The following is a 21,054-nucleotide window of genomic DNA, read 5'->3' on the forward strand; positions in this document are numbered from 1 at the left end:
TCGCAGACTCTCGTAGGCGTCGTTCGCCCGTAGGTCAGACCACGGCTGGATCCTTCATAAGGTACCGATCTTTGCTCACCACGGTCAGAGTCTCCCGACCCCGGGTCAGAGCAACGTACAGGCTGCGAGCGTCATGGTCGGCTGCATTCAGCACAATCGCATGGTCATATTCGAGCCCCTTGACAAGCAGTGGCCTTGACACCAGGCGCTGTTCCTGGGGGCGGCCAGCCGACCGAGTTTGGTAGCGGATGCTGACTACCGCATCCCGGACAGTCAACCCACTATCACTCGACGCAAGCCGCAAGGCGCGAAGCATATCTCGCCATGCTTCGCGGCGGTACGTTCGCACGCCTTTAAGGTCGCGAAGCAGAATCAGGGCATCGTATACGTCCTGTGGAGACGTGTGACTTAGCAGATGGTCGAGTGCAGCCAGCTGCGGTTCGGCCCCTCGACGTTTAAGATGGCTAACCGGCTTTCCTGTCTTGAGCTTGTTTGCAATCGCAGAATCGAGTAGGGCAGGAATGCCAACCGAACAACGCTTGGCAAATTCGAGCGTTTCGAAGGCCAAGTTCTTTGTCGATCCTTGATCAACTATCACGGCGAACTTCTCCATGACTTTCCCTTGTAGTTCCTCCATCATGCCGTATGAACCATTCAGCTTTGATGCGATTTGAGTGCAATCCGAGGGAAACGTACCGATAGCAACTGTCGAGCCGGGGGATTTCGCCCGCGAGTGACAGGCGTTGACCGCCCCTCCATGAACGTCGCTTACCCACACCAACGGCGCATTTTGGAGGTCTATTGCTTCTCCGTTCAAGAGATTGCTCCGAATCTCAATGAGCCACATTCCCAATTCAATGTTGTGGCCATGCCAGCGCCAAGGGAAGTTCGGGGTCGAAAATTCCTGCCATCGAGGAACAACGTGCTCACTCCATCGAATCGTGACGTTGTCTCCGAAGCTAAAAATATTCTGGAGGCGATCTCCGAGAACGCAAATCGGTAGAACATCCGCAATCTGCACGACCAAGGCGTGCTGCTGGACAACACAGTCCTGGTACTCATCTATGACCACAAAGGAGTAGCTTTCCTGTAGCATGTGCTGAATCGCGCTCGAACGCACAGCTCGCGCAGCCGCAATGTAATACAGGTTTGAGTCTTTCCAATCAGGCAGGTGTCCGACTTGGAGGTCAGAAAGCTCTGGGTAGCTCAATGCCAACTTAAAAGACCACCCAGCCAGAGTGTCGACGCGGGAGGTTTCCCTACTGACACCGAACCGCCTCAGGCGTCTACGCAGCGCATCGACACCAGCGTTTGTATGAGTCAGGATGAGGACTCTTTCTCCTCTTTCCTGAGCAGCGCTTACTAGGGCAGCAACGAGCTCAGTCTTGCCTGTGCCAGCTGGAAGCTCGATTGAACAAGGTAGGGAGTCGCGGATGCCCTCAGCGGTACTCTTCAACGCTTGACTCATTGGCTCAGTCGTCCCCCTGCTCGGCATCTTGAGGCTCGTCGTACACGAATTTCCTCAAGCGTGTGAACCCTTTCTTGAGGACATCAGAGAGTTGCCCCTTGTGAGTGATCAGAAGTTCACCGAGAGCTTCGCCATGATCTTCGCGCTTAAACCATGACTTGTCGTCTTTGTCCTTTTCTTTCTTGGGACATGCAGCTTGACGAAGTGCAGCCTTGACATCTTCGAGCGTTCGCGTACCGTCGAGCCATTCGTCGGGGTCGATGGTTGTGATGGGAGATGTTCCCGTCAGTCTCGCGTTGATTGATGAGAGTACGGACTCTCGCCCTTTGATCTCAGCGGCGAGCTCTACCAGCTCCTTGAGAGCATCGCCCTCGAATGCGTCGATTATTTCATGTTCGATCGCTTTACCCACGCTCCATCGCACCATTTTGACGCCGGCCTCTTCGGCTGTCTGTACGAGAGCGTCGACTCCGCGGTCATCATTGTCTACCATTAGCAGCGTCGGGTAGCCAAGCTCCATCAGCGAGCGTGCGCGCTTTGGTGCTGTGTGACCGCCGCCGTTAATGTGCGTGACCCCCAGAGCGGTGTGTGACGCTGCACCCTCAGTTTCTCTCTTTTCATCCCAGCACCGGAGCAGCACCCGGCAGATCCCACTCTCTGTCTTACCTTCACACACGATGATGCGCTTAGCCAGCACAGCGGCAGGGCCAGCACGCAAGGTTCCTTGGTGCTCATCCAGGTCAGCGGGAACCGAGAGAACAGACGTGGCACCCTGGGCAGATCGAACCACAGATATGTCTCCTGCGGAAAGATACTGCACCGCGATCGGGGAGTGAGTTGTCATCAGCACCTGGCCCCTGCCGGAGACGGTTCTTGATTTAAGGTGCTGCAGCAGATGATTCAGACGGTGCGGCTCAAGTCCATGCTCAACCTCGTCGATCAAAACCACAGACGTCTCAGCGAGGGCTTTCTCTTGGATAGCAAGGCTAGTCAATCTCCGCGTGCCCAGGCCATGCGACGTCAGGGGAACAGTATCGTCGTGCAACAGAAGGTTGCTGCTAGCAGCATTACCGGTGGGATCAAGCCCTGGTCGTAGATTCCCGAACGACTTGCTCCCGATTTTGTGTGCGGCCGCGACGACGTCCTGTGTTGCTTGCTCCAACTCCTTTGGTGGAGCTGTGAAGAAGGCATTCCTGGCGCTTCGATGCGCGGCGGTTACAGCCTCGTTGACACCGGCACGCTCGTTTGTGAGCCTAGTCAGGGCTGACCCACGCCCCCATCGCATGTGGGTATCAATTCGATCGTCGACACGAAACAGCCCAAACTTCTCTCGTAGGCCCCCGTTGACGATGTGCGGAGTGTCCTCCTCTCCGAGTCGGATGACCGTCCACTGCGGTTCAAGTGACGAAGTGACTTCCAGCCGCACAATGACGCACGGCTCGGAACCATCCTCGGGGTCGTGCAGAATCTCATTATCATCCGTTATTCCAGATAGGTGCATGCCCAGAGCTGAGTCGCGTTGCAGCGCGGACGGAAGGTCTGCAATGACAACCGTGATCACAATCGGTGAATCGACGTTGCAATTATAGAAGTCGGCGTCTGTGAAGGGGATGTTCCAACGAGAGCTGAGAGTAAAAGCGATAGCATCCAGGAGCGTCGTCTTTGTGCTGTCCCCTGAACCTACGAGGCATACAAAGCGGTTGTCCGGCAAGATCCAGTCGGCTTCTTTGATGCCTCGGAAGTTACGTATAGTGACTTTTCTAATTCTCATAGGTTTCACGCTTTCTGTATAAGGATTGACAGCCTGGCGCGGACGCATGCCGCCGCTCAAGGGTGGAGGCGCGCGAAGCAGCCGAGGAATGACAGCAGGATTCGCCGGCGGCAATGCGGGCACAGCCCACCCATTGCCGAGCCTAGCTGCTGCTGATAGTTTAGAACAAAAGTATGTTTCTTGAAAGCGGCCTGTTTGGCGCGCTGCCCCGGGGCGTCGTTGTGCGATACCACCAGGTCGCGACGTTACACTCGGGTTAACTCGAACCCCAAATTGATCAAGCCCGCTAGATCAATCCGGCAATCGCTTGCCGAGTCCGTTTTGGATAGAAGCTCGGCAGTTTTGGTGATTACCCGATCTCGGACAGTGATCAACTAAGAGTCGCCCGTTTGGGTGAAATACTTGTATCGAAAGCTCGCAAATAGCATCCCCCGATCTACCCACCGTGACCGAGAGTGCAGCGCTACGTTTAGCTGAGCGTCCGCAAAGCATCTTCCGGCCGTGATGTGCGTCAGACCACTCCCAGCGTAACGCTTTCGATCATGTCTTGGCTCCGGTCGAACCTCTCAGGCAAGGCGCGCAACGGGGTGAGAGCCTAAGCGGAGTACTCAGCGACGCCTGTCGTCAGGGCTTCAAGTGCATCCGCGAGCCGCCCATGCACATACGGCCGTAGGAGGCGCTTCGCCTCTTCGGGGCTGGCGAACCGGAAGCCGCCAAGCTCGTCGTTAGCGAACGTCAGCCCGGCGGTCTGTTCGTTGCTCAAGACACCGCCGTCGAAGACGAAGACCAGCGAGTCATCCCATGGCCCATGCGGCGGCATCCAGTGCACGCAGAGCAGTGCGCCGACCCGGACGTCGAGCCCAAGTTCTTCACGGAGTTCGCGCTGAGCAGCGTCGTGGGGAGCCTCGTTGGCCTCGCACATCCCGCCGGGCAAGTCCCAGTCCGGCTTGTACTTGGGATCGACCAGCAGCACGCGTCCAGCCTTGTCGCGGATCAGGACGTCCGCGGCGACCCGCTTGCGGGGCTGCTTGGCGTTGCCTTCGGCGAGGTAGGCCTGGTACGCCTCGGGGTCGGACTCGTACAACGGCACGTCCGCCGCCACGTGTGCTCCTAGTGCTGGCGATCGCCCTTGCTAAGCCACTGGTACATCCGCAGCCTAGCTTTGAGCGCTTTGTCCAGGTACTCCAGGAAGCTCGTGACGACCGTGTTCGTCCGCTGGCCGGCGAGCATGCGCTTCAGGTCGGTGAGCTGTTGGATCACGAGGTACGACCCCAAGGACTGCGTCGAGTCCAGTACCTCCTGAGCGATCATGCAGGCCTCGTCTGGCTTGCCTTGGCGGATGAGGGTGCCGACCAGGAGCAGTTGGCCGAAGGCTCGACTTCGCTGAGATGAACTGGGCCGCAGCGCGACGATCCGCTGCGCCTGGCGTGGACTTCACTGAGGTCTCCCAGCTGCCGCATGCAGTGCGCGAGCGAGTTGGCGAGCGATCCCTCATCGAAGCGACTGACCCAGGGCGACGGCGCCTCGTTCGGAATGGCACCAAGGGCGGCTTCGGCGCGGGCCAGCAGCTGGTGGCACTCCTTCGTCATCTGGAGCGAGGCAAAGCCGCGGGCGCGGCGGATCAAGCGGTGGTCGCCGGTGTGTTCGTCCCACACCCAGACGTCGGGCGGGATGAACACCGACCGGTCCACGGCGGCGAAGGCGGGCCGCCAGAGGCCACGGAGGTCCCCGGCGGCTTCGAGCTGATCGAGCAACGCCACCTGCGTGGCGTGCCCTTCGGGAGTGATCGTCACTTGTCGTGCTTCCCGCCCTTGTCATCGGGCCGACCGCGGCTGTCGTCGTCCTTGCCGTAGCCGGACTTGCCATTGGAGCCACGAGAACATCCTGTGTTCACAGCGAGGCGTGCTGTGGACAAGCTGGTCTGCCCACAGCTCACTCCTGTTCCACGCCTGCGCTCTGGGCTGATGGTGGTGGCAGTGCGGTGCCCGGCCTCACGTGGTCGACAGGAGGCCGTCATGCTCGCCAGTTACGCCTTCACCCTCTATGCCAAGCAGCGGTACAACGGCTACAACGCCGCCGGGAAAGCGACGCTCAACAACATGATCAAAGCCATTCAGCTGAACCCGGCCATCGGGGACTTGCTGAAGGCCAGCGACACCCGCACCTGCCGGCTAGGGCCGGCGCGGGTGGACTACAAGCTGATCGGTCGCCACCACGATCAGCACATCATGATCACCGACGTCGCGGCGTAGCCGCCAAGCATCGGCCCGGGGTGTTCACTCCGGGCCGGTGTGCTTTCCGTCGATCAGAACGCCTTGGGCGTAGAGGTCCCCGAGACGTCCTTCGGCGATGGCGTTCTCGACGGTGGTGGTCAGTTCCTGTTCGCGGGCGAGATCCTCAGGTGTGGTCTGCGTCCAGCGGTACCAGGCGGCCGTCAGCTGGTTCAGGGGGTTCCAGTCGTGGGTGTCGAGGGTTTCACCGCGGCAGGTCGCCTCCCAGCTCGCTTCGAACTCCCAGGCTTGCTCGTCGGTGAGTGCTTCGCGCACCGCTTTTGGGGTGCAGGCGATGACGGGGCCGGACAGTCCGGTGAGTCGTTGCGGGGCGGACATGCGGGCGTAGTCGGTCCGGGTGGACTCGGCGCGGGCCGGGTCTCCGCCTGCGGTGATCCACCAGCGGCAGACCATGAGCATCAACGCTTCCAGGTCGAAGTCCTTCGCGGCGAGCGCGAGCGCCTGGCGCCACTCGGTGTCGAAGAGCTCGCGGTCGCCGGCGTTGAGGAGCGTGTAGGTCTCCTGCCCGGTCAGCATCTCCATGCCGTGGAGTCTGCCACCGGGCAATACCGTGGTCGCCGGACACGCCGTGCGATGCGGGTCAGGCCGCCAGGGCGGGCAGCGCGGCGACGCGGTCGCGGATGTCGCCCAGCTCCGGAGCCGACGCCAGGCGGGCCAGGCGTGCCCGGGATGTGGCGCGCAGCCGCTCGGGCGGGGTGATGTCGAGGACGCCGTGCGCGACTTCGTCGGCGGCATCGAAGCGCCCGGCTGCTGCGTGAGCCAGGGCGCCGGTCAGCCTGGCCGCGACCCAGGCGGGCCGTGAGGTGTCGAGCCCCGCGGCGGAGTTTCCGGCATCACCCAGGGCGTCGTCGGGCCGATCCAGGGCCAGAGCGGCTTCGGCGAAGTACAGGTGCAGCTCGGCGGCGTCGAACCCGAACCGGCCAGGGGTGTCGGTGGTGAAGTCGGCCTCGGCGATGCCGCGTGCGGTGGCCGCTCCGGTCGCATCGTGCATGGCCGCCAGGGTGGGGAGCTGTCCGGCGGCGGCCAGGCGGGCGCGTTCGGTCCGGTCGGGAGCGTGTTCGAGCCCGTCGGTGGCGTAGGCCAGCGACGCGCGCAGGTCCCCGGCGAGGCGGGAGTGAAGTGCCTGGAGGTTGCGGGCATGGCAGGCCAGGCGGGCATCACCGACGCCGGTGGCGATGGAGTGCGCGGCGGTCAGGTGGACTCTTGGGTCGCGGCCCAGGTGCTCGGCGAGGTTTCCCAGGAGCAGTGAGGCCCAGCCGGCGCAGTCCTCCAGGGACCGGGCCACGGTCGCGCGCTGTGTCCGCTCCAGGGCGCCGCCGATGGCGGTGCGGTAGCCGGCCACCGCGGCGAACACGTGTGCCGGGGCGTGACGGGAGTAGTCCAGGGCGAAGGTCTCCACGGCGGCCTCGGCCGCCTCCGTCGCGGCCGTCCCCCCGGCGGCCAGGGATATCCGCACCGATTCCACGAGCGCGGCGAGTTCGGTCATGACCTCACATCCTCGGCAAGCCGGACCACATTGCCCCCACGGTAGTGGGACGGCGGCCACGACGGGAACGACGCGCGGAATCGACTGACGCAGCCGCGGCCGGGCGGCCTCGGCGAACAGCGCCTCCAGGGCGCCGTGCGCGTCCAGTGCCTCATCGGCTGCGCGGGCGATTCCCGGTGGTCCCGGCCGTAGGCCGCGCTCGATCTGCGAGAGGTACGACGGATCGATGTTCCATGCCCTGGCCGCCTGGCGCAGTGAGATCCCGCGCCGCTCCCGGCGGGCGCGAAGTGCCTGCCCATAGGTGGATTCGGCCGTCACTGTGCCCTCCCGACCGTGTGGACACTGTGGACGCAGCAAGGCGCCCACAGCTCACCCCTGACGCTCACGACGAGGTAGGGCCGATCGTGGACGGAGCGGAACGGATTCCGCAGTCACAACCCCGACAGCAGGAGGGCGTCATGGGAAACAAGAAGTGGAAGATCACGCGAGGTGTCGAGGCCGAGCGGGTCTACCGCAAGCTCCCCGGCGGAACCCGGAACCTGGTCGACGCGATTGCCAACGGCATCGCCGCCGACCCCAAGAGCGGCACACAGGTCGGCGAGCAGTGGACCATCACCGCCAACCTGATCACCGTGTCCTACGTGCTGATCACCAAGGACACCACCGCCAACATCATCGCGATCCGGTTCTGAGCACCGGATGCCGCACTGGTGCCGGTCTACTCGGTCGGCACCCACTCCACAAGACCGGCCGCCTCGTAGTCGCCGGTGCGGGCCGCCTCCTCCACACGCGCCATCTCGGTGGCCAGCACCGCCCGGTCGGCATCGGTGGTCTGTGTCTGGACGTAGGCCGCCCGAATCACCCCCCACAGCCCACCCCAGTCACGCCGGACACCGGCTTCACCGATCGCCGACTCCCACGACGCCAAGAGCGCCGCGCGCTCATCGACGGTTAGCACGTCATAGATCGCAGGCCCGCTGCACTCGCATACTGCTGGCCCGGAGACGGCGTTGCCCTGGAGTTTGCGTCGCTGCGACCACCGTGCGAACTCGGTTCGGGTACGCCCTGCGCGAGCCGCGTCGCCTCCCGTCGCACACCACCACCGGCACACCAGCAACACCAGAGGCGAAAGATCCAGATCCCTCGCGGCGACATCAAGCGCCGCCTGCCACTCCCCATCGAAGACGGGCCGCTGCTCCCACTCCAGCCGCTCGAAGGTCTCGGGGCCGTACAGCATGTCCATACTGGGCAGTCTCGCAGCACAGGAGTCGCGAATCCCGCCGCTCTGTCGGGAACGCGACCAGAACGCCGCCTGCGGCCAGCGTCACCTGCCTGAACTGGTCGAGCATCTACGCCTCATGTGACCGGACGTGGGTGTGATCGCGGCCTGGACGTCCCCGCTCACCCCGTCCGCAGTCCGGCCAGCAGCCCTTCGAGCACCGCCACACACTCGTCGAGCCCGTCGGGCGATGGCTCCTGCGCCAGCCACAGGGCGGCCTCGTTCATCGCCCCCGACAGCAGGCGCGACAGTGCGGGCAGTGGGACGCGGCGCAGCAGGCCGGCGTCCATGAGCTCGGCGAGTGCTTCGGTGAGGTGGGTGACGGAGGCCGACTCGTCCATCGCGCGCCATTCGTTCCAGCCGAGGACGGCGGGTGCGTCCTCCAGGACGACGCGGCGGATGCCGGGGTCGGATCCGGCGGCCATGAAGGCGCGGCAGCCGGCGAGGAGGGAGTCCCAGGGGTCGGCCATGGCGTCGGCGGCGTGGGCGACGCGTTCGCCGAGTTCGGTCTGGGCTGCGCGGACGACTGCGGTGAAGAGGCCTTGTTTGCTGCCGAAGTGGTGGTAGGCGGCGCCTTTGGTGGCGCCGATGGCTTTGGCGACGTCCTCCAGTACGACGGCGTGGTAGCCGTCGGCGGCGAAGCGGCGGCGGGCCTCGGTGAGGAGGGCGGTGCGGGTCTGCTCGCGTTGCTGGGCCCGGATTGACATACCGAGAGTATGCCAGTTAGTCTCGGCGGAGTTCACATACCTTGGGTATGTCAAATTGAGGAGTTCGCCATGACCGCTCTCCAGGGCTTCTACCCCGTCCTCGCCAGCTCCGACGTCGCCGCCGCCCGCGACTTCTACGTCGGCCACTTCGGTTTCGCGATCACCTTCGAGGCCGACTGGTACGTGAGCCTGCGCCGCCCGGACGCGCCCGCCTTCGAGCTGGCGCTGCTCGACCCGTCGCACCCGACGGTCCCGGAGGGTTACCGGCGGCCGTTGCGGGGTGGGTTGGTGCTGAACTTCGAGGTGGCCGATGTGGACGCCGAGTACGCGCGGCTGGTGGACGGGGCCGGGCTCACCGTCGAGCTGCCGTTGCGCAGTGAGGACTTCGGGCAGCGCCACTTCATCGTCGCCGCGCCCGACGGCGTCCTCATCGACGTGATCACCAACATCGCGCCCAGTGGTGAGTACGCCGCCGCCTACGCCGAGGGTGTGGCGGTCGAGTAGGCGGTTCCCCCGCCCGGGGGACGTGCTCCACCATCGCGCGGGAGGGACGGGCGGGCCCGTCCGGCGAGGCTGGATCCATGACCGCCACGCTCATCCCGCCCGTCACGCCGATCCCGCCCGCCCCGCGCTGGGCCGTCCGTGCCGCGCACCTGACCGTCCTGTGTGTACTACCGGCGAGTCTGTGGCGGATCGCGATGGCGATCGGGATCCCCGTCGGATTCAGCGCCGAGACCCTGCGCGCCGACTACCACTCGCCCGGCTGGGGGACGGCGTACATGATCGGGCTGAGCCTGCTCGGTGAGCTGGCCGCGTTCATGACCCTCGGACTGGTGCGCGACTGGGGCCTGGTGGTGCCGCAATGGATTCCGTTCATTGGCGGGAGGCCGGTGCGGCCGATGGCCGCGATCGTCCCGGCGGTGATCGGCGCGGTGGTCATGACGCTGCTGTGGGGCAGCCAGGCGCTTCTGGCCTTCTTCGTTGAAGGTGACGGTGGGCTGACGGGGATCCACCTGGCGGTGATGTACGCCTGTTACGCGCCGCTGGTGCTGTGGGGGCCGCTGCTGGGCCTGGTCACCTGGTCCTACCGGCGCCGCACCCGCCAGCCGGGCAGAGGCGAGGGGACGGCCCGTCCGCCGTCCCCTCGCATCGTCCACTAGGGAATCCGGGGCCCCTGTGCCTCCGGCGGTCCGGGCTGTGCCGCCGGGCGGACCTCTCCGGCGAGATCGCCGAAGAACTCCGCGGCGGGCATGGCCTTGCCGTCCTTGCCGATCGGTGACGGCGCGAGGGGCACCATCAGGTCGGCGGCGGCCGAGTGCAGCCACAGCGCCATCATGTACAGCGCGGGGACGCGCAGGAGGCGCAGCTCGAATCCGTCCGCGACCAGGGCGGGCAGCTTCCGGACGGCCTTGACTGCCTTGTCGGTGGCGGCGACGAACGGTCCCTCGGTGAACTGGGACAGCTCGAATTCGCCGTCGGCGGTCTGGGTCGCCTCGGCGCTGGCGATGAGCTGGCCGCCGTCCTCGATGAGGTAGCGCCAGCCGCCCGCGCGGGCGCGGTCGAGGCCGCCGCCGGAGGCGACGTCGTCGAGGCTCATCGTGTAGACGCGATGCGGGGTGGACATGTCGAGTTGTTCCTTGCGGGCGCCGCGCAGCGCCTTGGTGGAGAACTTCTTCCCGTCGGCGAACTCATGCAGTTTCGTGCGGATCCGGTCGGGCACGACCTGCGGCGGTTCGGGCAGATGTAACGGCATGCGCGCTCCTCAGGCCTTCGTGGTGTATGTGTTGCCCCAGGTCCCGCTGTCCTTGTACTTGTTGCGGAAGTTGTCGTAGGTGACGTCGGATTCGCCGTCCCACGGGTCGGAGACCGTCAGGTACTCCACGCCGTTGGACACGAACCGGCCCCGGATGACCACGGCGTGCCCGCCGCCGCCCTGCCAGTAGGTGGCCACGCAGAAGGGCGCGGACTTGGCCAGCTCGACGCCGATCTCGCCGAGGGTGAGGGCGCGTTTGATGTACTGGTTGAGGTGGTTCATGCGGCGCAGCGCGAGGTCGGGGTACCAGGGCTTGTTGCAGTTGACTCCGGAGCCCGCGGCGCCGCAGCAGTCGTCGCGGCCGTACTCGGCGTTGACGAGCTTGCACTGGGTCCAGGTGGTGGCCGGCTCGTAGAACGCGGTGATGCTGACCGATGTCGCCGCCCAGCACCACTGGGTCTGCTGCTGGTGCTGCTCGGCGAAGTCCAGGCGCTGGTCGGACAGGGCGAGGTAGAACTTCTCGTGGATGCCGCCGCTGGCGCCGAACTGGGCGGTGACCCGCCCGCCTCCGGCGTCGGTGGTCGTGGTGACGCCGGTGCCGTCCATGCGCAGCTGGACGTTGGTGAAGGCCGTCGATTCGATGGAGAAGGACCCGTCGGCCTGCGCGGTGAGGTTGAACCGCTCGGATGATCCGGCGCCGAACTGGCAGTTGACCGTTCCGCCGCCGCCGGTGGTCTGCGAGACGACTCCGGTCCCGTCCAGGCGCAGGTACACGTTCGGGAAGGCCACCGATTCGAGCGCGTAGCTTCCGTCGGCCTGCTTGCGGAGCCGGAACTTCTCATACGGGCCGGGTGATCCGGCGCTGAACTGGCAGTTCACCTTTCCCGCGCCGGAGCCGCTGAACGCGGTGACTCCAGTACCGTCCAGGCGCAGGTAGACATTGGTGAACGCGGTGGATCGAATGGTGATGGGAATGTCGCCGATCGTGGCGAGGTCGGCTGCTGATAATGGCATTCTGGCCCCTTTCCGTGGAGAGGGTGGTGTCACTGGGCTGCGGTGACACAGGGGCGAGGGCGGCCGAAATCGCGACCAGTGGTGCGCGTTTTTCCTTTCCGTGCGGCGTGGTGGAGGCGCCGCGCGGAGGTGCGAATGAGCGCGTGCTGGGGTCGCGCATTCGGCATTGTCGAAGCTTTATTCGATTGTCGCCGTCCCTGTTCGGTAAAGCTCACGCTACGGTTCGTTAACACGGCGATGCAATGGGTACAAGGTCCCGCCGGGGATTCGCGCCAATCGTTTCGGTGCACAATGCGCCGGGACGGGATTGTTCGCCGCCGGACACGTTGCGGCGGGCGGGCTCATGGTCTCGGCAGGTGGAGCCGGACGAGCAGGCCACCGTCCGGGTTGGCCTCGGCGATAAGGCTCGCACGGTGGGCGGCGGCGATCGCGCGGACGATGGCCAGGCCCAGTCCGCGCGCGTGTCCGGTGACGCGTCCTTGTGGACGGTAGAAGGGCTCGAAGAGCCGCTCGACGGTGGCCGGGTCGACGAGCGGTCCGGTGTTGTCCACCTCCAGCACCACCTCATCGCCGTCGGACATGACCGCCACCGAGACCAGCCCGCCGGGACGGTTGTAGGCCACGGCGTTGCGGACGAGGTTGGCCAGCAGCGTGCGCAGCAGCGCGGCGTCCCCGCCCACGGTGACGCCGTCCTCGGCCTCGACCTCGATGGCGACACCGGAGGCCTCGCCCGCCAGGGACGCCGCCGTCTCGGCCGCGAGCGCGGCGAGGTCCACCGGCTCGGCGCCGGGCTGGGCGTGCTCTGCGGCGGCGAGGTCGAGGAGGGCGGTGACCACGGCGATGTTGCGTTCGTTGGTCTCGGTGAGCATGGGGATCAGCTCGGCGAAGGACTCCGGGGTGGCGACCTGGAGGATCGCGCGGTTGGCCGCCAGGGGCGTCATGAGCTCGTGGGAGGCGTTGGCGGCGAAGCGGCGGTGGGCGTCGAAGGAGCGCTGGAGGCGGGCGAGCATGGCGTCGAAGTCGTCGGCGAGGTGCTTGAGCTCGTCGCCGGGTCCGATGGCGTTGATGCGGTGGCCGAGGTCGCCGCCGGCGGCGCGCGCGGTGGCGCGTCCGACCGCGCGCAGGGGCGAGAGGGACCGGCGGGAGACGATCCACCCGGCGGCCAGCCCGGCCGAGACGATGACGGCCAGTGCACCCACGGAGCTGGTCAGCACGGTCGCCCACACGTCCTCCTTGCTGCGGATCTCGACGGTGTGGGCGTAGCGGGCATAAGCCGGGTCGACCTCGCCGGTGGCGACGGGCGTCCCGGGCGACATGGGGGTGCTCTCGCCGAGCTGGTAGGAGGGGATGAAGCGGATCGCCACATAGATGATGGCGACCATGAGGATCCCGGCGATCGTGAGGGTGATCCCGAAGCCGAGGAACAGGCGCGCGTGGATGCTCAGGCGGCGCTTCACGCGTCGGTCCCGAGGCGGTATCCGGCGCCGACGGCGGTGTGCACCAGGCGCGGGGAGCCGAGTTTGCGGCGCAGGGTGTGGATGACCAGGCGCACGGCGTTGGTGAAGGGGTCGGCGTGCTCGTCCCAGGCCTTCTCCAGCAGGTACTCGGTGCCGACCACGCCGCCGTCGGCGCGCATGAGCAGCTCCAGGACGGCCAGCTCCTTCGGGGTCAGGCGCACCTCGCGTCCGGCGCGGGTGACGCGGCGGCGGTGGGTGTCGAAGGCGAGGTCGGCGAAGGTGAGGACGGGGGCGTGCGCGACGGGGGCGCGGCGGTGCAGGGCGCGCAGGCGGGCGACGAGCTCGGGGAAGTCGAAGGGCTTGGCCAGGTAGTCGTCGGCGCCCAGGCCCAGCCCGGAGACCTTGTCGCCGAGGCGCCCGGCGGCGGTGAGCATGAGGATCCGGCAGGACGGGTGCAGCTCGGCGGCCCGCCGGCACACCTCGTCGCCGTGGAGGAGCGGCAGGTCGCGGTCGAGGACCATGGCGTCGTAGTCGTGGAAGGCGAGGTGGCGCAGCGCGGCCTCGCCGTCGGCGACGGCGTCGACGGCGAAGGCCTCCCGGCGCAGTCCCATGACCAGGACGCGGGACATGATCTCCTCGTCCTCCACGACCAGTACGCGCATGAGCCCTCCTCGGTTTCGGCCGCCATGGTAACCGAAGTGCCTGGTCAGAGCCTGTGTGCGCGGCTGCCTGCGGGTATGTGAGCGGTGTATGAGAGCCCACGCGGACGCACTCTCCGGCGAACGCGCGCGATACGCCCGCGCGCCTAACGTCTGCGTCCGATCACCTGCGGAAGTGGAGACGATGAACCTGTTCAAACGGGCCTGGTGGCACCTGCGCGTGCGCATCGGCCGGACGCTGCTGCTCACCGGGCTCTTCCTGGTCATCTGCACGCTGTCGCTCTCGGGATTCCTCATCCAGTCGGCCGCGGCGCGGGCCGCCGAGGACGCCAAGCGCAGCGTCGGCGCGGTGGTGACCATGGAACTCGACCTGAACGCGCTGCTGGCCAAGGAGGGCCGCGACGGCGGGGGAGGCCCGGGAGCCTCGCTCATCGGCGCAGGCGGCGACCTGCACCGCGACCTCGCCGACAAGATCGGCTCCTCACCCGTGGTCACCGGCTACAACTACGTCTCCGAGGGCGCGGGCGCCCCGACCGACTCGGCACGGTTCTACCGGGCCGTCCCGCCACCGCCGGAGCTGAACCTGGACTCCATCGCCGAGTTCTTCCCCGTCCTGGGCGTGCGCGACTCCGAGCAGGAGGCCGGGTTCCGCAACGGGAGCCGCACGCTGCTGTCCGGGACGGGCGTCAAGCCCGGCGACACCGGCAACCGCGCGCTCATCGAGGAGCGCTTCGCCCAGGCCAACGGCCTCGCCGTCGGCGACGTGTTCACCCTCTCCAGCGGTAAGTGGAACCCCGAGGCGACCGATGTGATGGTCGAGTACACCGTCGCCGGGATCTACCGCGACGAGAAGAAGTCGGACTCCCAGCGCTACACCCCGCCGGGATCCGAGCCCGGCAACCAGATCTACAGCACCATCGACGGCGCCTCCCGCCTGCAGGGCAAGGACCCGGCCACCGGCGGCGGCGTCGTCCGCCGCGCCACCTTCACCCTCGGCGACCCCGACGACCTCGACCGCCTCAAGGCCGACGCGCTCGCCGCCGGAGCGGACCTCACCGTCTTCCCCTTGAGCGTCAACGACAAGCAGTACCGGACGCTCGTCGGCCCCATCGGCGAGACCGCCGACTTCGCCACCGTCACCGTCTGGCTGGTCTCGGTCGCCGGGCTCGTCATCGTCGGCCTCATCGCCGCCTCCTCCCTGCGCGAGCGGCGCGGCGAGCTGGGCGTGCTGATGTCGCTGGGGGAGAGCAAGGCCCGCATCCTCGGCCAGCACGTCGTCGAGATCACCGCGTGCGCGCTGCTGGCCATCGGCATCGCCGCCGGCGCGGGCCCGCTGCTGTCCAAGACCGTCGGCGACGCGCTGCTGTCCAATGAGGTCGCCGGAGCCGCCGCGCAGGCCGCCGAGGACGCCGACGCGCCCGACCTCAGCGACATCGGCGGTGGAAAGAAGGACGCACCGGCCGTCCATCCCGTCGACCGCCTCGACATCCGCCTCGCCTCGGGCGACCTCGTCAAGGTCGGCGCCGCCGGGCTCGGCATCGCGCTGCTGGCCACCGTCGTCCCCGGCATCGGCGTCCTGCGGCTGCGCCCCCGCGAGATCCTCACGAAAGGCGACTGACCATGACCACACCCGTCCTGCGGCTCACCGACCTGGTCCGGACCTTTCCCGGCGGCAACAAGCGCCGCACCGTCCTCAAGGGAGTCACCTGCGACTTCGAGGAGGGCCGCGTGTACTCGGTGGTGGGGCCCTCCGGCAGCGGCAAGACCACGCTGCTGGCCCTCGCCGGGGGCCTGGACGCGCCGACCTCGGGGACGGTGTCCTTCCGCGGCCGCGACGTCGCCGAGATCGGCCTGGGCGCCTACCGCAACAAGCACGTCGCCACGGTCTTCCAGCAGCTGAACCTGCTCGGCTACCTCACCGCCGTGCAGAACATCACCGCCGCCATGGAGATCACCGGCGTCCGCGGCGTCTCCCGCCGCAAACGCGCCCATGAGCTCCTCGACCTGCTCGGCATCGACGACACCGACCGCCGCAGGCGCCCCGCCCGCCTATCCGGCGGGCAGCAGCAGCGCGTGGCGATCGCGCGCGCCCTCGCCTGCGACGTCGACGTCCTGTTCGCCGACGAACCGACCGGCAGCCTCGACCAGGACACCGCCGCCGAGATCATCGAGGTCTTTCGGCGCCTGGCCCACGAGGAGGGCAAGTGCGTGGTGATCGTGACGCACTCACCGCAGGTCGCGGCCGCCTCCGATGAGGTGCTGCATTTGAAGCGGGGGAAGCTGACCCGGCGCTGACCACCCCGCCGCGAGTAAGGCCCGCCCGCCGGCGGGGCCTTTCGGTGAAGACGGCACGAAGCGCTCAGACGCTGAATGCCGGCCGACCGATGGCCCTACCGCCGCCACCCGGCCCCCATGCTCCGAGGGTCGCTGCCAGTAGGAACGCCGCCGCATCGGACTCTGCGTGACCACCTCCGCATTCACGGTGACGCCCCGCTCCCGGCCCGCGGCCCCCGCTTGACGCCCGCGGGCGTCGGGCACCCCGGCTGCGGGCCCGTTCGTCCGCTGACCCATACGGGCGGGCCCCTCGCGACAGCCCACACGCGAGTGGCCGTACCGAGGAGGCGTGATGAAGCAGCATCACCTGCCCGTCTACCGATACGTCGAACGCGAAGGCGAGAAGGTCCTCACCGGCATGTGCGCCTGCACCGGCCCCTGGCCGTGCCCGGACGCGCGGCCCGAGCCCAGGGTGATCCGGCGGGTGGCGATGACGGGCAGCGCCAGATGACGCGACTCCTCGGCGGGCTCGGGCCGGGGCGCCGATGCTGACCGCCGCCCCGGAGCCGGTCTACGTCCTCGGCCGCGGTGATGACATCCGCCCGGCGGTGCTGCTGCGCCTGGATCCGTACTCGGTGCGGGTCTGGCCGGGGGACGCGCGGGTGCTCTTCGCCTGGGAGTTCTTTCGCCTGTGGGGGTGGCGGGTCATGATCGATCCGGCCAGCGGCGGGATCCTGGACCTTTTCGCGTGGGGCCTCATCGTCGAGCGGCGCGCGAGCGGGGACGTGCTGGTCGCCCTCCGGCGTCCCGGTGGGGTGATCTGGGCGGGGCGGGTGCCCCTTCCGGCGGGCTGGGTCGATCAGGTCATGGGACGAAAGGCCGCCTGGCCGCCTGCTACGCGGTGCCCGACAGCGGGCACCTGGACGCCTACGGCTCGCTGGCCGAGCGCGTGCGCAAGTCCGCCGACAACGAGCAGCTGCTCGGCGGGCGCGTCCCGCTCCGGGAGGTGTGAGGCCGGCTCACAGGAGCCCGCCCAGGCCCTTGCCGACCAGGACGACGCCCAGGACGAGCAGGAGCGTGGCCATGACGGTGGCGTTGTTGCCCTGCAGCCACGCCTTGAGCCGGTCGAGCGGTGCGCGCATCGCGGACGAGGCGAGCGCGTAGGCGATGACCGGGACGGCCACGGTGCAGGCGGCGAGGATCGTGAAGATCGCGGCCGTGGTGACCTGTTGCCCGCCGGGCAGGGCCGCGCCGCCGATGGTGACGCCGGCGGCGGCGCACATCGCGAGGTTCTTGGGGTTGATCGCCGACAGGGCGAAGCCGAGCCCGAGTGCCTTGGCGGGAGTGAACTCGTCGATGGCGGCCATCCATGTCGGGAGCGCGGCCTCGGTGCCGGGCGCGGGTCTGGCGCGCCATCGCCGCAGGGCCAGCAGCAGTAGCAGGGCGCCCAGGGCGAGTTTGATCCAGGAGACCGCCGCCGAGGGTCCCGTGCCGGAGCCGAGGTCGGTGATCCCGGCCAGCCACACGAACAGCGCGGTGGCCGCGATGATCCCGGCGATCCAGCCGAGGAGGAACCCCAGGCTGGTTCCGGTCGCGCGTGGTGCGAAGAGCATGAGGATGACGGCGATGATCGGTACCGGGCTGATGGCCACGCCGATGGCGAGTGGCAGGAGTTCGCCGATCGTTTCGCCCATGCCTGGACACTATGCGGGGATTGATGCACTTAGGCCCATATTCGCGGGACCGGTCAGTGTGGACGCTGCCAGGTGATCGGGGGCGGGGTGTACGTCCGTCGGCGCAGGTGCTCGCCGACCGAGGGCAGGGCGAGCAGGACCACGATGACGATGACGAGGGCGGGCTCCAGCAGGATCCAGGTGTCGTCGAAGACGCGCAGGGGGAAGGGGCGGGCGGCGGCCTCGGCGTCCAGGACGGCGTTGGTGTCGATGTACTGGCCGGCCTGTCCGCCGGGCGCGCGGAGCATGAGCGTGATGACCGAGCAGAGCAGGTCGAGTCCGGCCAGGATCCACATGCCGACGCGGGCGCCGTTGCGTCCGGCGAGCACGAATGAGGCCAGGAGGATGTAGGCGGCGATGATGATGAGGGCCAGCAGCATGCCCACGGCGGCCCCCGACTGGTAGGAGTCGATGACGTCGGCATCGGCGCCCATGTCGTAGAGCGCGTCGGCGCCGGGCCGGCCGGGTGCGCCGGTGGCGGCGATGGTCCAGATGTTGGCCAGCAGGGCCGCGGCGCACATGCCGTAGGCGATGGTGACGGCCAGGATCAGTGCCGGTGGGCGGGTGCGCGGCAGAGGTGGGGGAGGGGGCGGGTACATGGGGATCCAATCGGGGACGGCGTGGGTCCACATCGGACGGTGGCGGCGTCCGATGTGGAGTGGAGGATCGCTCTCACGGTAGGGACGGCACCGCCGCCGGTGCTCGTGTCGGGCGTCCGGAAAACGTCCGGAGTGGACGGAGGATGCGCCGTGGGGGCGGTCGCGATACAGTCCGGTCCGGCGCTGGCGATGGGGGCGTGGATCTGTGACGGACGGCGTCGATGGGCCGATCTCGGCCGACTCGGAGTCGGCGGCCTGGCGGCTGCTGGGCGAGACCATGCGCGAGTGGCGCGTCCGGGCGGGGCTGAGTCTCCAGGGCCTGCACGCGCACCTTCACTACTCCAAGCAGACCCTCAGCGACTACGAGAACGCCAAGGTGCGCCCCTCGGCGGCCGTTCTGGCCGAGTGCGAGCGGCTTTTCGCGGCCCCGCCGGGCCTGCTGACCGGCCTGCGCGACCGCGCCAACGCCCTGCGCGCGGCGCGCGTCCAGGGCGTGGGGACGGTGGCCACGCTCCCGCCGCCGATGAGCGACTTCACCGACCGTGAGCCCGAACGCGCCCGCCTGCGCGCCCTTGCCGCGTCGGCGCTGACCGCAGCGGACCCGGTGATCGCGCTGCTGCACGGGCCACCGGCGGTCGGCAAGTCCAGTTTGGCCGTCGAGCTGGGGCACCGGCTGAGCGGCTACCGGCTCGTCCTGCGCGCCGAGCTCTCCCAGAACGGGCGGCCGCTGGCCGCCGAGCGCGTCGCCCACCGGCTGCTGGCCACCCTCGGCGTCCTCGACGCCGACATCCCCGAGGAGCCCGCGCGCCGCTCGGCGCTGCTGCGCACGCTCCTGGCCCATCGCGGCCCGGCGATCCTGATCCTCGACGACGCGGGCGATGCCGCGCAGGTCCAGCCGCTGCTTCCCCACAAGGGACCCGCGCTGGTGCTGGTCACCAGTAGACGGAGGCTGGCGGGTGTCGCGGTGAGCGAGGCCGTCCGCCTCGACCCCTTCGACCGCGACGCCTCCGGGATCCTGCTGCGCCGCCTGATCGGCGAGCGGCGCTGCGAGGCCGAGCCGGAGGCCGCCGAGCGCGTCATCGACTCCTGCGGCGGCATCCCCATGGCCCTGCGCGGGGCGGCCTTCCGGTGCGGTGAGTTCCATCCCGACTGGCCGCTGTCGCACCTGGCCGACCTGCTCGGCGACGCAGACACCCGGCTCCATTCCCTGGACAGCGGCGATCTCGGGCTGCTCGCCGGGCACGACATCGCCTACGAGGCGCTCTCACCCGCCGCGCGGCTGCTCCTGCGCCGCTGGAACCTCGCTCCGGGGCCCGGCGTGACCGCCTCCATCGCCGCGATGCTCACCGGCGGTCCGGACGCAGCCCGCGCGCTGGCCGAGCTCGCCGCCGCCAGCCTCATCACGCCCACCGCGACGGTCGGGATGTACCAGGCCCACGACATCGTCGCCGACTACGCCGCCCACCGCCTCCGCCTCGAAGAAACCGCGCAGGAGCGGCGGGAGGCGGGCGACGCCTACCGCGACCGGCTCCTGGACACCGCCACGCGCCACGGGCGTCTCCTCGCCCTCGGCGCGGCCGCCGACGCCCACCAGGCCGCCGCCCGCTCCTGGCTCGACGTCCACTTCGACCACGTCCTCGCCCTGGTCACCACCACCCCCGTCGAGCCCGGGACCGCCCGCGACCTCCTCGACGCCGTCAACTGGTACCTGGACCTGCGCTGCCGCTGGCACGAGGCGGGCACCCTGGCCACCGCGCTGACGGCCGTCGCCGAGCGCGCCGACGACGACCGGCTGCGCATGGCCTGCCACGGCACCCTCGGCCTGGCCGCGGGCGAGACCCAGCAGCTCCAGCGCGCCGCCGAGCACCACCGCGTCGCCCACCGGCTGGCGATGTCGCGGGGAGCCGTCGCCGACGCCGTCGAAAGCCTCGGCTACCTCGGCAACAACCTCCGCGACCTCGGCGACTTCACCGCCGCCGCCGAACACCACACCACCGCCCTCGACCTCGCCCGCGGCCACCGCGATCCGACCACCATCGCCGCCGCCCTCAACCGCCTCGGCGCCACCCTCACCTGCACCGGCGACCACGACGCCGCCCTCGCCGCACTCCACGAGGCCCGCGAGGTCTGGCACGCGATCGGCGCCACCCGTCCCCTCGCCATGGCCCACTACCGGCTCTCGGTCGTGCACGCCGCGACCGGACGCGCGGGCGAAGCCGTCGAGCACGCCCGCCGGGCCGCGCGCCTGTTCGCCGAGCACGACGACGCCTGGGGCACCGCCGCGGCCGCGCAGGCCCTCGGCGTGGCGATCTCCGCCCTCGGCCACCACGACGAGGCCGCCGATCACCTGGCCACGGCCGCCGGGATCTTCGGCGAGCTCGGCGACCGGGTGCGCCAGGCCCAGACCCTGCGCGCGCTCACCGGCGTCCACACCCTCGCCGGACGCGGCGAGGAGGCCGCGGCGGTGGCCGCGCAGGCCCGCGAGGTGCTGCTGCGCCTGGAGGAGACGCCGCTGATCGCCGCCGAGCTGGCCGGGGAGCCGCCGCCGCTGGTGTGAGGCGCG

At 68.4% G+C, this 21,054-nt stretch carries 23 protein-coding genes and 1 pseudogene; 8 read left to right on the top strand and 16 right to left on the bottom strand.

Features of this window, described 5'->3' with window-relative positions; all coding sequences use genetic code 11:
- Positions 1-34 precede the first annotated feature (34 nt).
- From QSK10_RS14095 to QSK10_RS14115, 5 genes are all read right to left on the bottom strand, one after another.
- A complete protein-coding gene (locus QSK10_RS14095; RefSeq protein WP_349497690.1) occupies positions 35-1,495 on the bottom strand; it encodes a UvrD-helicase domain-containing protein in 1,461 nt (486 codons plus the stop codon).
- Positions 1,473-3,239, bottom strand: a complete 1,767-nt coding sequence (locus tag QSK10_RS14100; protein WP_285664455.1) for an ATP-dependent nuclease — start codon at positions 3,237-3,239, stop codon at positions 1,473-1,475. Before QSK10_RS14100 ends, QSK10_RS14095 begins: the two co-directional genes overlap by 23 nt.
- A gap of 595 nt (positions 3,240-3,834) precedes the next feature.
- The gene (locus QSK10_RS14105) at positions 3,835-4,341 is read right to left on the bottom strand and encodes an NUDIX domain-containing protein (RefSeq protein ID WP_285663235.1); all 507 of its coding nucleotides are present in this window, start codon (positions 4,339-4,341) and stop codon (positions 3,835-3,837) included.
- Between the two features lie 8 nt (positions 4,342-4,349).
- Positions 4,350-4,550: a hypothetical protein gene (locus QSK10_RS14110; protein ID WP_285663236.1), complete on the bottom strand. Its 201-nt coding sequence runs from the start codon at positions 4,548-4,550 to the stop codon at positions 4,350-4,352.
- Entirely contained in the window at positions 4,547-5,032 is a 486-nt protein-coding gene (locus QSK10_RS14115; protein WP_285663237.1) for a hypothetical protein, read from the bottom strand. The genes QSK10_RS14110 and QSK10_RS14115 overlap by 4 nt, the downstream gene beginning before the upstream one ends.
- A gap of 222 nt (positions 5,033-5,254) precedes the next feature.
- Here QSK10_RS14115 and QSK10_RS14120 point away from each other — a divergent pair, with 222 nt between their 5' ends.
- A complete protein-coding gene (locus QSK10_RS14120) occupies positions 5,255-5,491 on the top strand; it encodes a hypothetical protein (protein ID WP_285663238.1) in 237 nt (78 codons plus the stop codon).
- Positions 5,492-5,515: 24 nt separating this feature from the next.
- Here the strand turns inward: QSK10_RS14120 and QSK10_RS14125 are convergent, their stop codons facing one another.
- The 3 genes and pseudogenes from QSK10_RS14125 to QSK10_RS34280 form a co-directional block, all read right to left on the bottom strand.
- The gene (locus QSK10_RS14125) at positions 5,516-6,052 is read right to left on the bottom strand and encodes a DUF6247 family protein (RefSeq protein ID WP_285663239.1); all 537 of its coding nucleotides are present in this window, start codon (positions 6,050-6,052) and stop codon (positions 5,516-5,518) included.
- Positions 6,053-6,110: 58 nt separating this feature from the next.
- Positions 6,111-7,016 carry a hypothetical protein gene (locus tag QSK10_RS14130; protein WP_285663240.1) on the bottom strand — a complete coding sequence of 302 codons (906 nt, stop codon included), beginning with the start codon at positions 7,014-7,016 and terminating at the stop codon, positions 6,111-6,113.
- Positions 7,017-7,148: 132 nt separating this feature from the next.
- Positions 7,149-7,382 (bottom strand): annotated as a pseudogene (locus QSK10_RS34280) (helix-turn-helix domain-containing protein); the annotation flags it as partial.
- Positions 7,383-7,474: 92 nt separating this feature from the next.
- Between QSK10_RS34280 and QSK10_RS14135 the strand changes: the two are divergent.
- A complete protein-coding gene (locus QSK10_RS14135; RefSeq protein ID WP_285663241.1) occupies positions 7,475-7,708 on the top strand; it encodes a hypothetical protein in 234 nt (77 codons plus the stop codon).
- A gap of 26 nt (positions 7,709-7,734) precedes the next feature.
- Here QSK10_RS14135 and QSK10_RS14140 read toward each other — a convergent pair whose 3' ends face one another.
- Positions 7,735-8,259, bottom strand: coding sequence for a DUF6247 family protein (locus QSK10_RS14140; protein ID WP_285663242.1), 525 nt, complete (start codon positions 8,257-8,259; stop codon positions 7,735-7,737).
- 158 nt (positions 8,260-8,417) lie between these two features.
- Positions 8,418-9,002, bottom strand: a complete 585-nt coding sequence (locus tag QSK10_RS14145; protein ID WP_285663243.1) for a TetR/AcrR family transcriptional regulator — start codon at positions 9,000-9,002, stop codon at positions 8,418-8,420.
- A gap of 69 nt (positions 9,003-9,071) precedes the next feature.
- On the opposite strand from QSK10_RS14145, the gene QSK10_RS14150 reads away from it, so the two are divergent.
- Entirely contained in the window at positions 9,072-9,506 is a 435-nt protein-coding gene (locus QSK10_RS14150; protein WP_285663244.1) for a VOC family protein, read from the top strand.
- A gap of 77 nt (positions 9,507-9,583) precedes the next feature.
- Positions 9,584-10,162 carry a hypothetical protein gene (locus QSK10_RS14155; protein ID WP_285663245.1) on the top strand — a complete coding sequence of 193 codons (579 nt, stop codon included), beginning with the start codon at positions 9,584-9,586 and terminating at the stop codon, positions 10,160-10,162.
- Here QSK10_RS14155 and QSK10_RS14160 read toward each other — a convergent pair.
- From QSK10_RS14160 to QSK10_RS14175, 4 genes are all read right to left on the bottom strand, one after another.
- The gene (locus tag QSK10_RS14160) at positions 10,159-10,755 is read right to left on the bottom strand and encodes a hypothetical protein (protein ID WP_285663246.1); all 597 of its coding nucleotides are present in this window, start codon (positions 10,753-10,755) and stop codon (positions 10,159-10,161) included. The genes QSK10_RS14155 and QSK10_RS14160 overlap by 4 nt on opposite strands.
- A gap of 9 nt (positions 10,756-10,764) precedes the next feature.
- On the bottom strand, positions 10,765-11,769 hold the full coding sequence (locus QSK10_RS14165) for a papain-like cysteine protease family protein (protein WP_285663247.1): 1,005 nt from the start codon (positions 11,767-11,769) through the stop codon (positions 10,765-10,767).
- Positions 11,770-12,110: 341 nt separating this feature from the next.
- A complete protein-coding gene (locus tag QSK10_RS14170) occupies positions 12,111-13,226 on the bottom strand; it encodes a sensor histidine kinase (RefSeq protein WP_285663248.1) in 1,116 nt (371 codons plus the stop codon).
- Complete coding sequence (locus tag QSK10_RS14175) at positions 13,223-13,888, bottom strand: response regulator transcription factor (protein ID WP_285663249.1); 666 nt, start codon at positions 13,886-13,888, stop codon at positions 13,223-13,225. Before QSK10_RS14175 ends, QSK10_RS14170 begins: the two co-directional genes overlap by 4 nt.
- A 181-nt stretch (positions 13,889-14,069) precedes the next feature.
- On the opposite strand from QSK10_RS14175, the gene QSK10_RS14180 reads away from it, so the two are divergent.
- The 3 genes from QSK10_RS14180 (at position 14,070) to QSK10_RS14190 (ending at position 16,670) form a co-directional block, all read left to right on the top strand.
- The gene (locus tag QSK10_RS14180) at positions 14,070-15,503 is read left to right on the top strand and encodes an ABC transporter permease (protein WP_285663250.1); all 1,434 of its coding nucleotides are present in this window, start codon (positions 14,070-14,072) and stop codon (positions 15,501-15,503) included.
- A 2-nt stretch (positions 15,504-15,505) separates the two neighbouring features.
- Entirely contained in the window at positions 15,506-16,180 is a 675-nt protein-coding gene (locus QSK10_RS14185; protein WP_285663251.1) for an ABC transporter ATP-binding protein, read from the top strand.
- Positions 16,181-16,511: 331 nt separating this feature from the next.
- Entirely contained in the window at positions 16,512-16,670 is a 159-nt protein-coding gene (locus tag QSK10_RS14190; RefSeq protein ID WP_285663252.1) for a hypothetical protein, read from the top strand.
- 508 nt (positions 16,671-17,178) lie between these two features.
- Here QSK10_RS14190 and QSK10_RS14195 read toward each other — a convergent pair.
- A complete protein-coding gene (locus tag QSK10_RS14195; RefSeq protein ID WP_285663253.1) occupies positions 17,179-17,853 on the bottom strand; it encodes a GAP family protein in 675 nt (224 codons plus the stop codon).
- A 53-nt stretch (positions 17,854-17,906) separates the two neighbouring features.
- Positions 17,907-18,491, bottom strand: a complete 585-nt coding sequence (locus tag QSK10_RS14200) for a hypothetical protein (protein ID WP_285663254.1) — start codon at positions 18,489-18,491, stop codon at positions 17,907-17,909.
- Between the two features lie 205 nt (positions 18,492-18,696).
- Here QSK10_RS14200 and QSK10_RS14205 point away from each other — a divergent pair, with 205 nt between their 5' ends.
- On the top strand, positions 18,697-21,048 hold the full coding sequence (locus QSK10_RS14205; protein WP_285663255.1) for a tetratricopeptide repeat protein: 2,352 nt from the start codon (positions 18,697-18,699) through the stop codon (positions 21,046-21,048).
- The last annotated feature ends 6 nt before the right edge of the window (positions 21,049-21,054 follow it).

This window comes from Actinorhabdospora filicis (assembly GCF_030269765.1).
GTDB lineage: Bacteria > Actinomycetota > Actinomycetes > Mycobacteriales > Micromonosporaceae > Actinorhabdospora > Actinorhabdospora filicis.

What these genes read in the sequence shown, in the direction of transcription:
- QSK10_RS14165 (WP_285663247.1), bottom strand. Translation starts at nt 11,769, where the DNA reads ATGCCATTATCAGCAGCCGACCTCGCCACGATCGGCGACATTCCCATC.
- QSK10_RS14200 (WP_285663254.1), bottom strand. Translation starts at nt 18,491, where the DNA reads ATGTACCCGCCCCCTCCCCCACCTCTGCCGCGCACCCGCCCACCGGCA.
- QSK10_RS14185 (WP_285663251.1), top strand. Translation starts at nt 15,506, where the DNA reads ATGACCACACCCGTCCTGCGGCTCACCGACCTGGTCCGGACCTTTCCC.
- QSK10_RS14095 (WP_349497690.1), bottom strand. Translation starts at nt 1,495, where the DNA reads ATGCCGAGCAGGGGGACGACTGAGCCAATGAGTCAAGCGTTGAAGAGT.
- QSK10_RS14160 (WP_285663246.1), bottom strand. Translation starts at nt 10,755, where the DNA reads ATGCCGTTACATCTGCCCGAACCGCCGCAGGTCGTGCCCGACCGGATC.
- QSK10_RS14125 (WP_285663239.1), bottom strand. Translation starts at nt 6,052, where the DNA reads ATGGAGATGCTGACCGGGCAGGAGACCTACACGCTCCTCAACGCCGGC.
- QSK10_RS14140 (WP_285663242.1), bottom strand. Translation starts at nt 8,259, where the DNA reads ATGGACATGCTGTACGGCCCCGAGACCTTCGAGCGGCTGGAGTGGGAG.
- QSK10_RS14130 (WP_285663240.1), bottom strand. Translation starts at nt 7,016, where the DNA reads ATGACCGAACTCGCCGCGCTCGTGGAATCGGTGCGGATATCCCTGGCC.
- QSK10_RS14180 (WP_285663250.1), top strand. Translation starts at nt 14,070, where the DNA reads ATGAACCTGTTCAAACGGGCCTGGTGGCACCTGCGCGTGCGCATCGGC.
- QSK10_RS14190 (WP_285663252.1), top strand. Translation starts at nt 16,512, where the DNA reads ATGAAGCAGCATCACCTGCCCGTCTACCGATACGTCGAACGCGAAGGC.
- QSK10_RS14120 (WP_285663238.1), top strand. Translation starts at nt 5,255, where the DNA reads ATGCTCGCCAGTTACGCCTTCACCCTCTATGCCAAGCAGCGGTACAAC.
- QSK10_RS14145 (WP_285663243.1), bottom strand. Translation starts at nt 9,002, where the DNA reads ATGTCAATCCGGGCCCAGCAACGCGAGCAGACCCGCACCGCCCTCCTC.
- QSK10_RS14150 (WP_285663244.1), top strand. Translation starts at nt 9,072, where the DNA reads ATGACCGCTCTCCAGGGCTTCTACCCCGTCCTCGCCAGCTCCGACGTC.
- QSK10_RS14155 (WP_285663245.1), top strand. Translation starts at nt 9,584, where the DNA reads ATGACCGCCACGCTCATCCCGCCCGTCACGCCGATCCCGCCCGCCCCG.
- QSK10_RS14110 (WP_285663236.1), bottom strand. Translation starts at nt 4,550, where the DNA reads ATGATCGCTCAGGAGGTACTGGACTCGACGCAGTCCTTGGGGTCGTAC.
- QSK10_RS14135 (WP_285663241.1), top strand. Translation starts at nt 7,475, where the DNA reads ATGGGAAACAAGAAGTGGAAGATCACGCGAGGTGTCGAGGCCGAGCGG.
- QSK10_RS14175 (WP_285663249.1), bottom strand. Translation starts at nt 13,888, where the DNA reads ATGCGCGTACTGGTCGTGGAGGACGAGGAGATCATGTCCCGCGTCCTG.
- QSK10_RS14100 (WP_285664455.1), bottom strand. Translation starts at nt 3,239, where the DNA reads ATGAGAATTAGAAAAGTCACTATACGTAACTTCCGAGGCATCAAAGAA.
- QSK10_RS14195 (WP_285663253.1), bottom strand. Translation starts at nt 17,853, where the DNA reads ATGGGCGAAACGATCGGCGAACTCCTGCCACTCGCCATCGGCGTGGCC.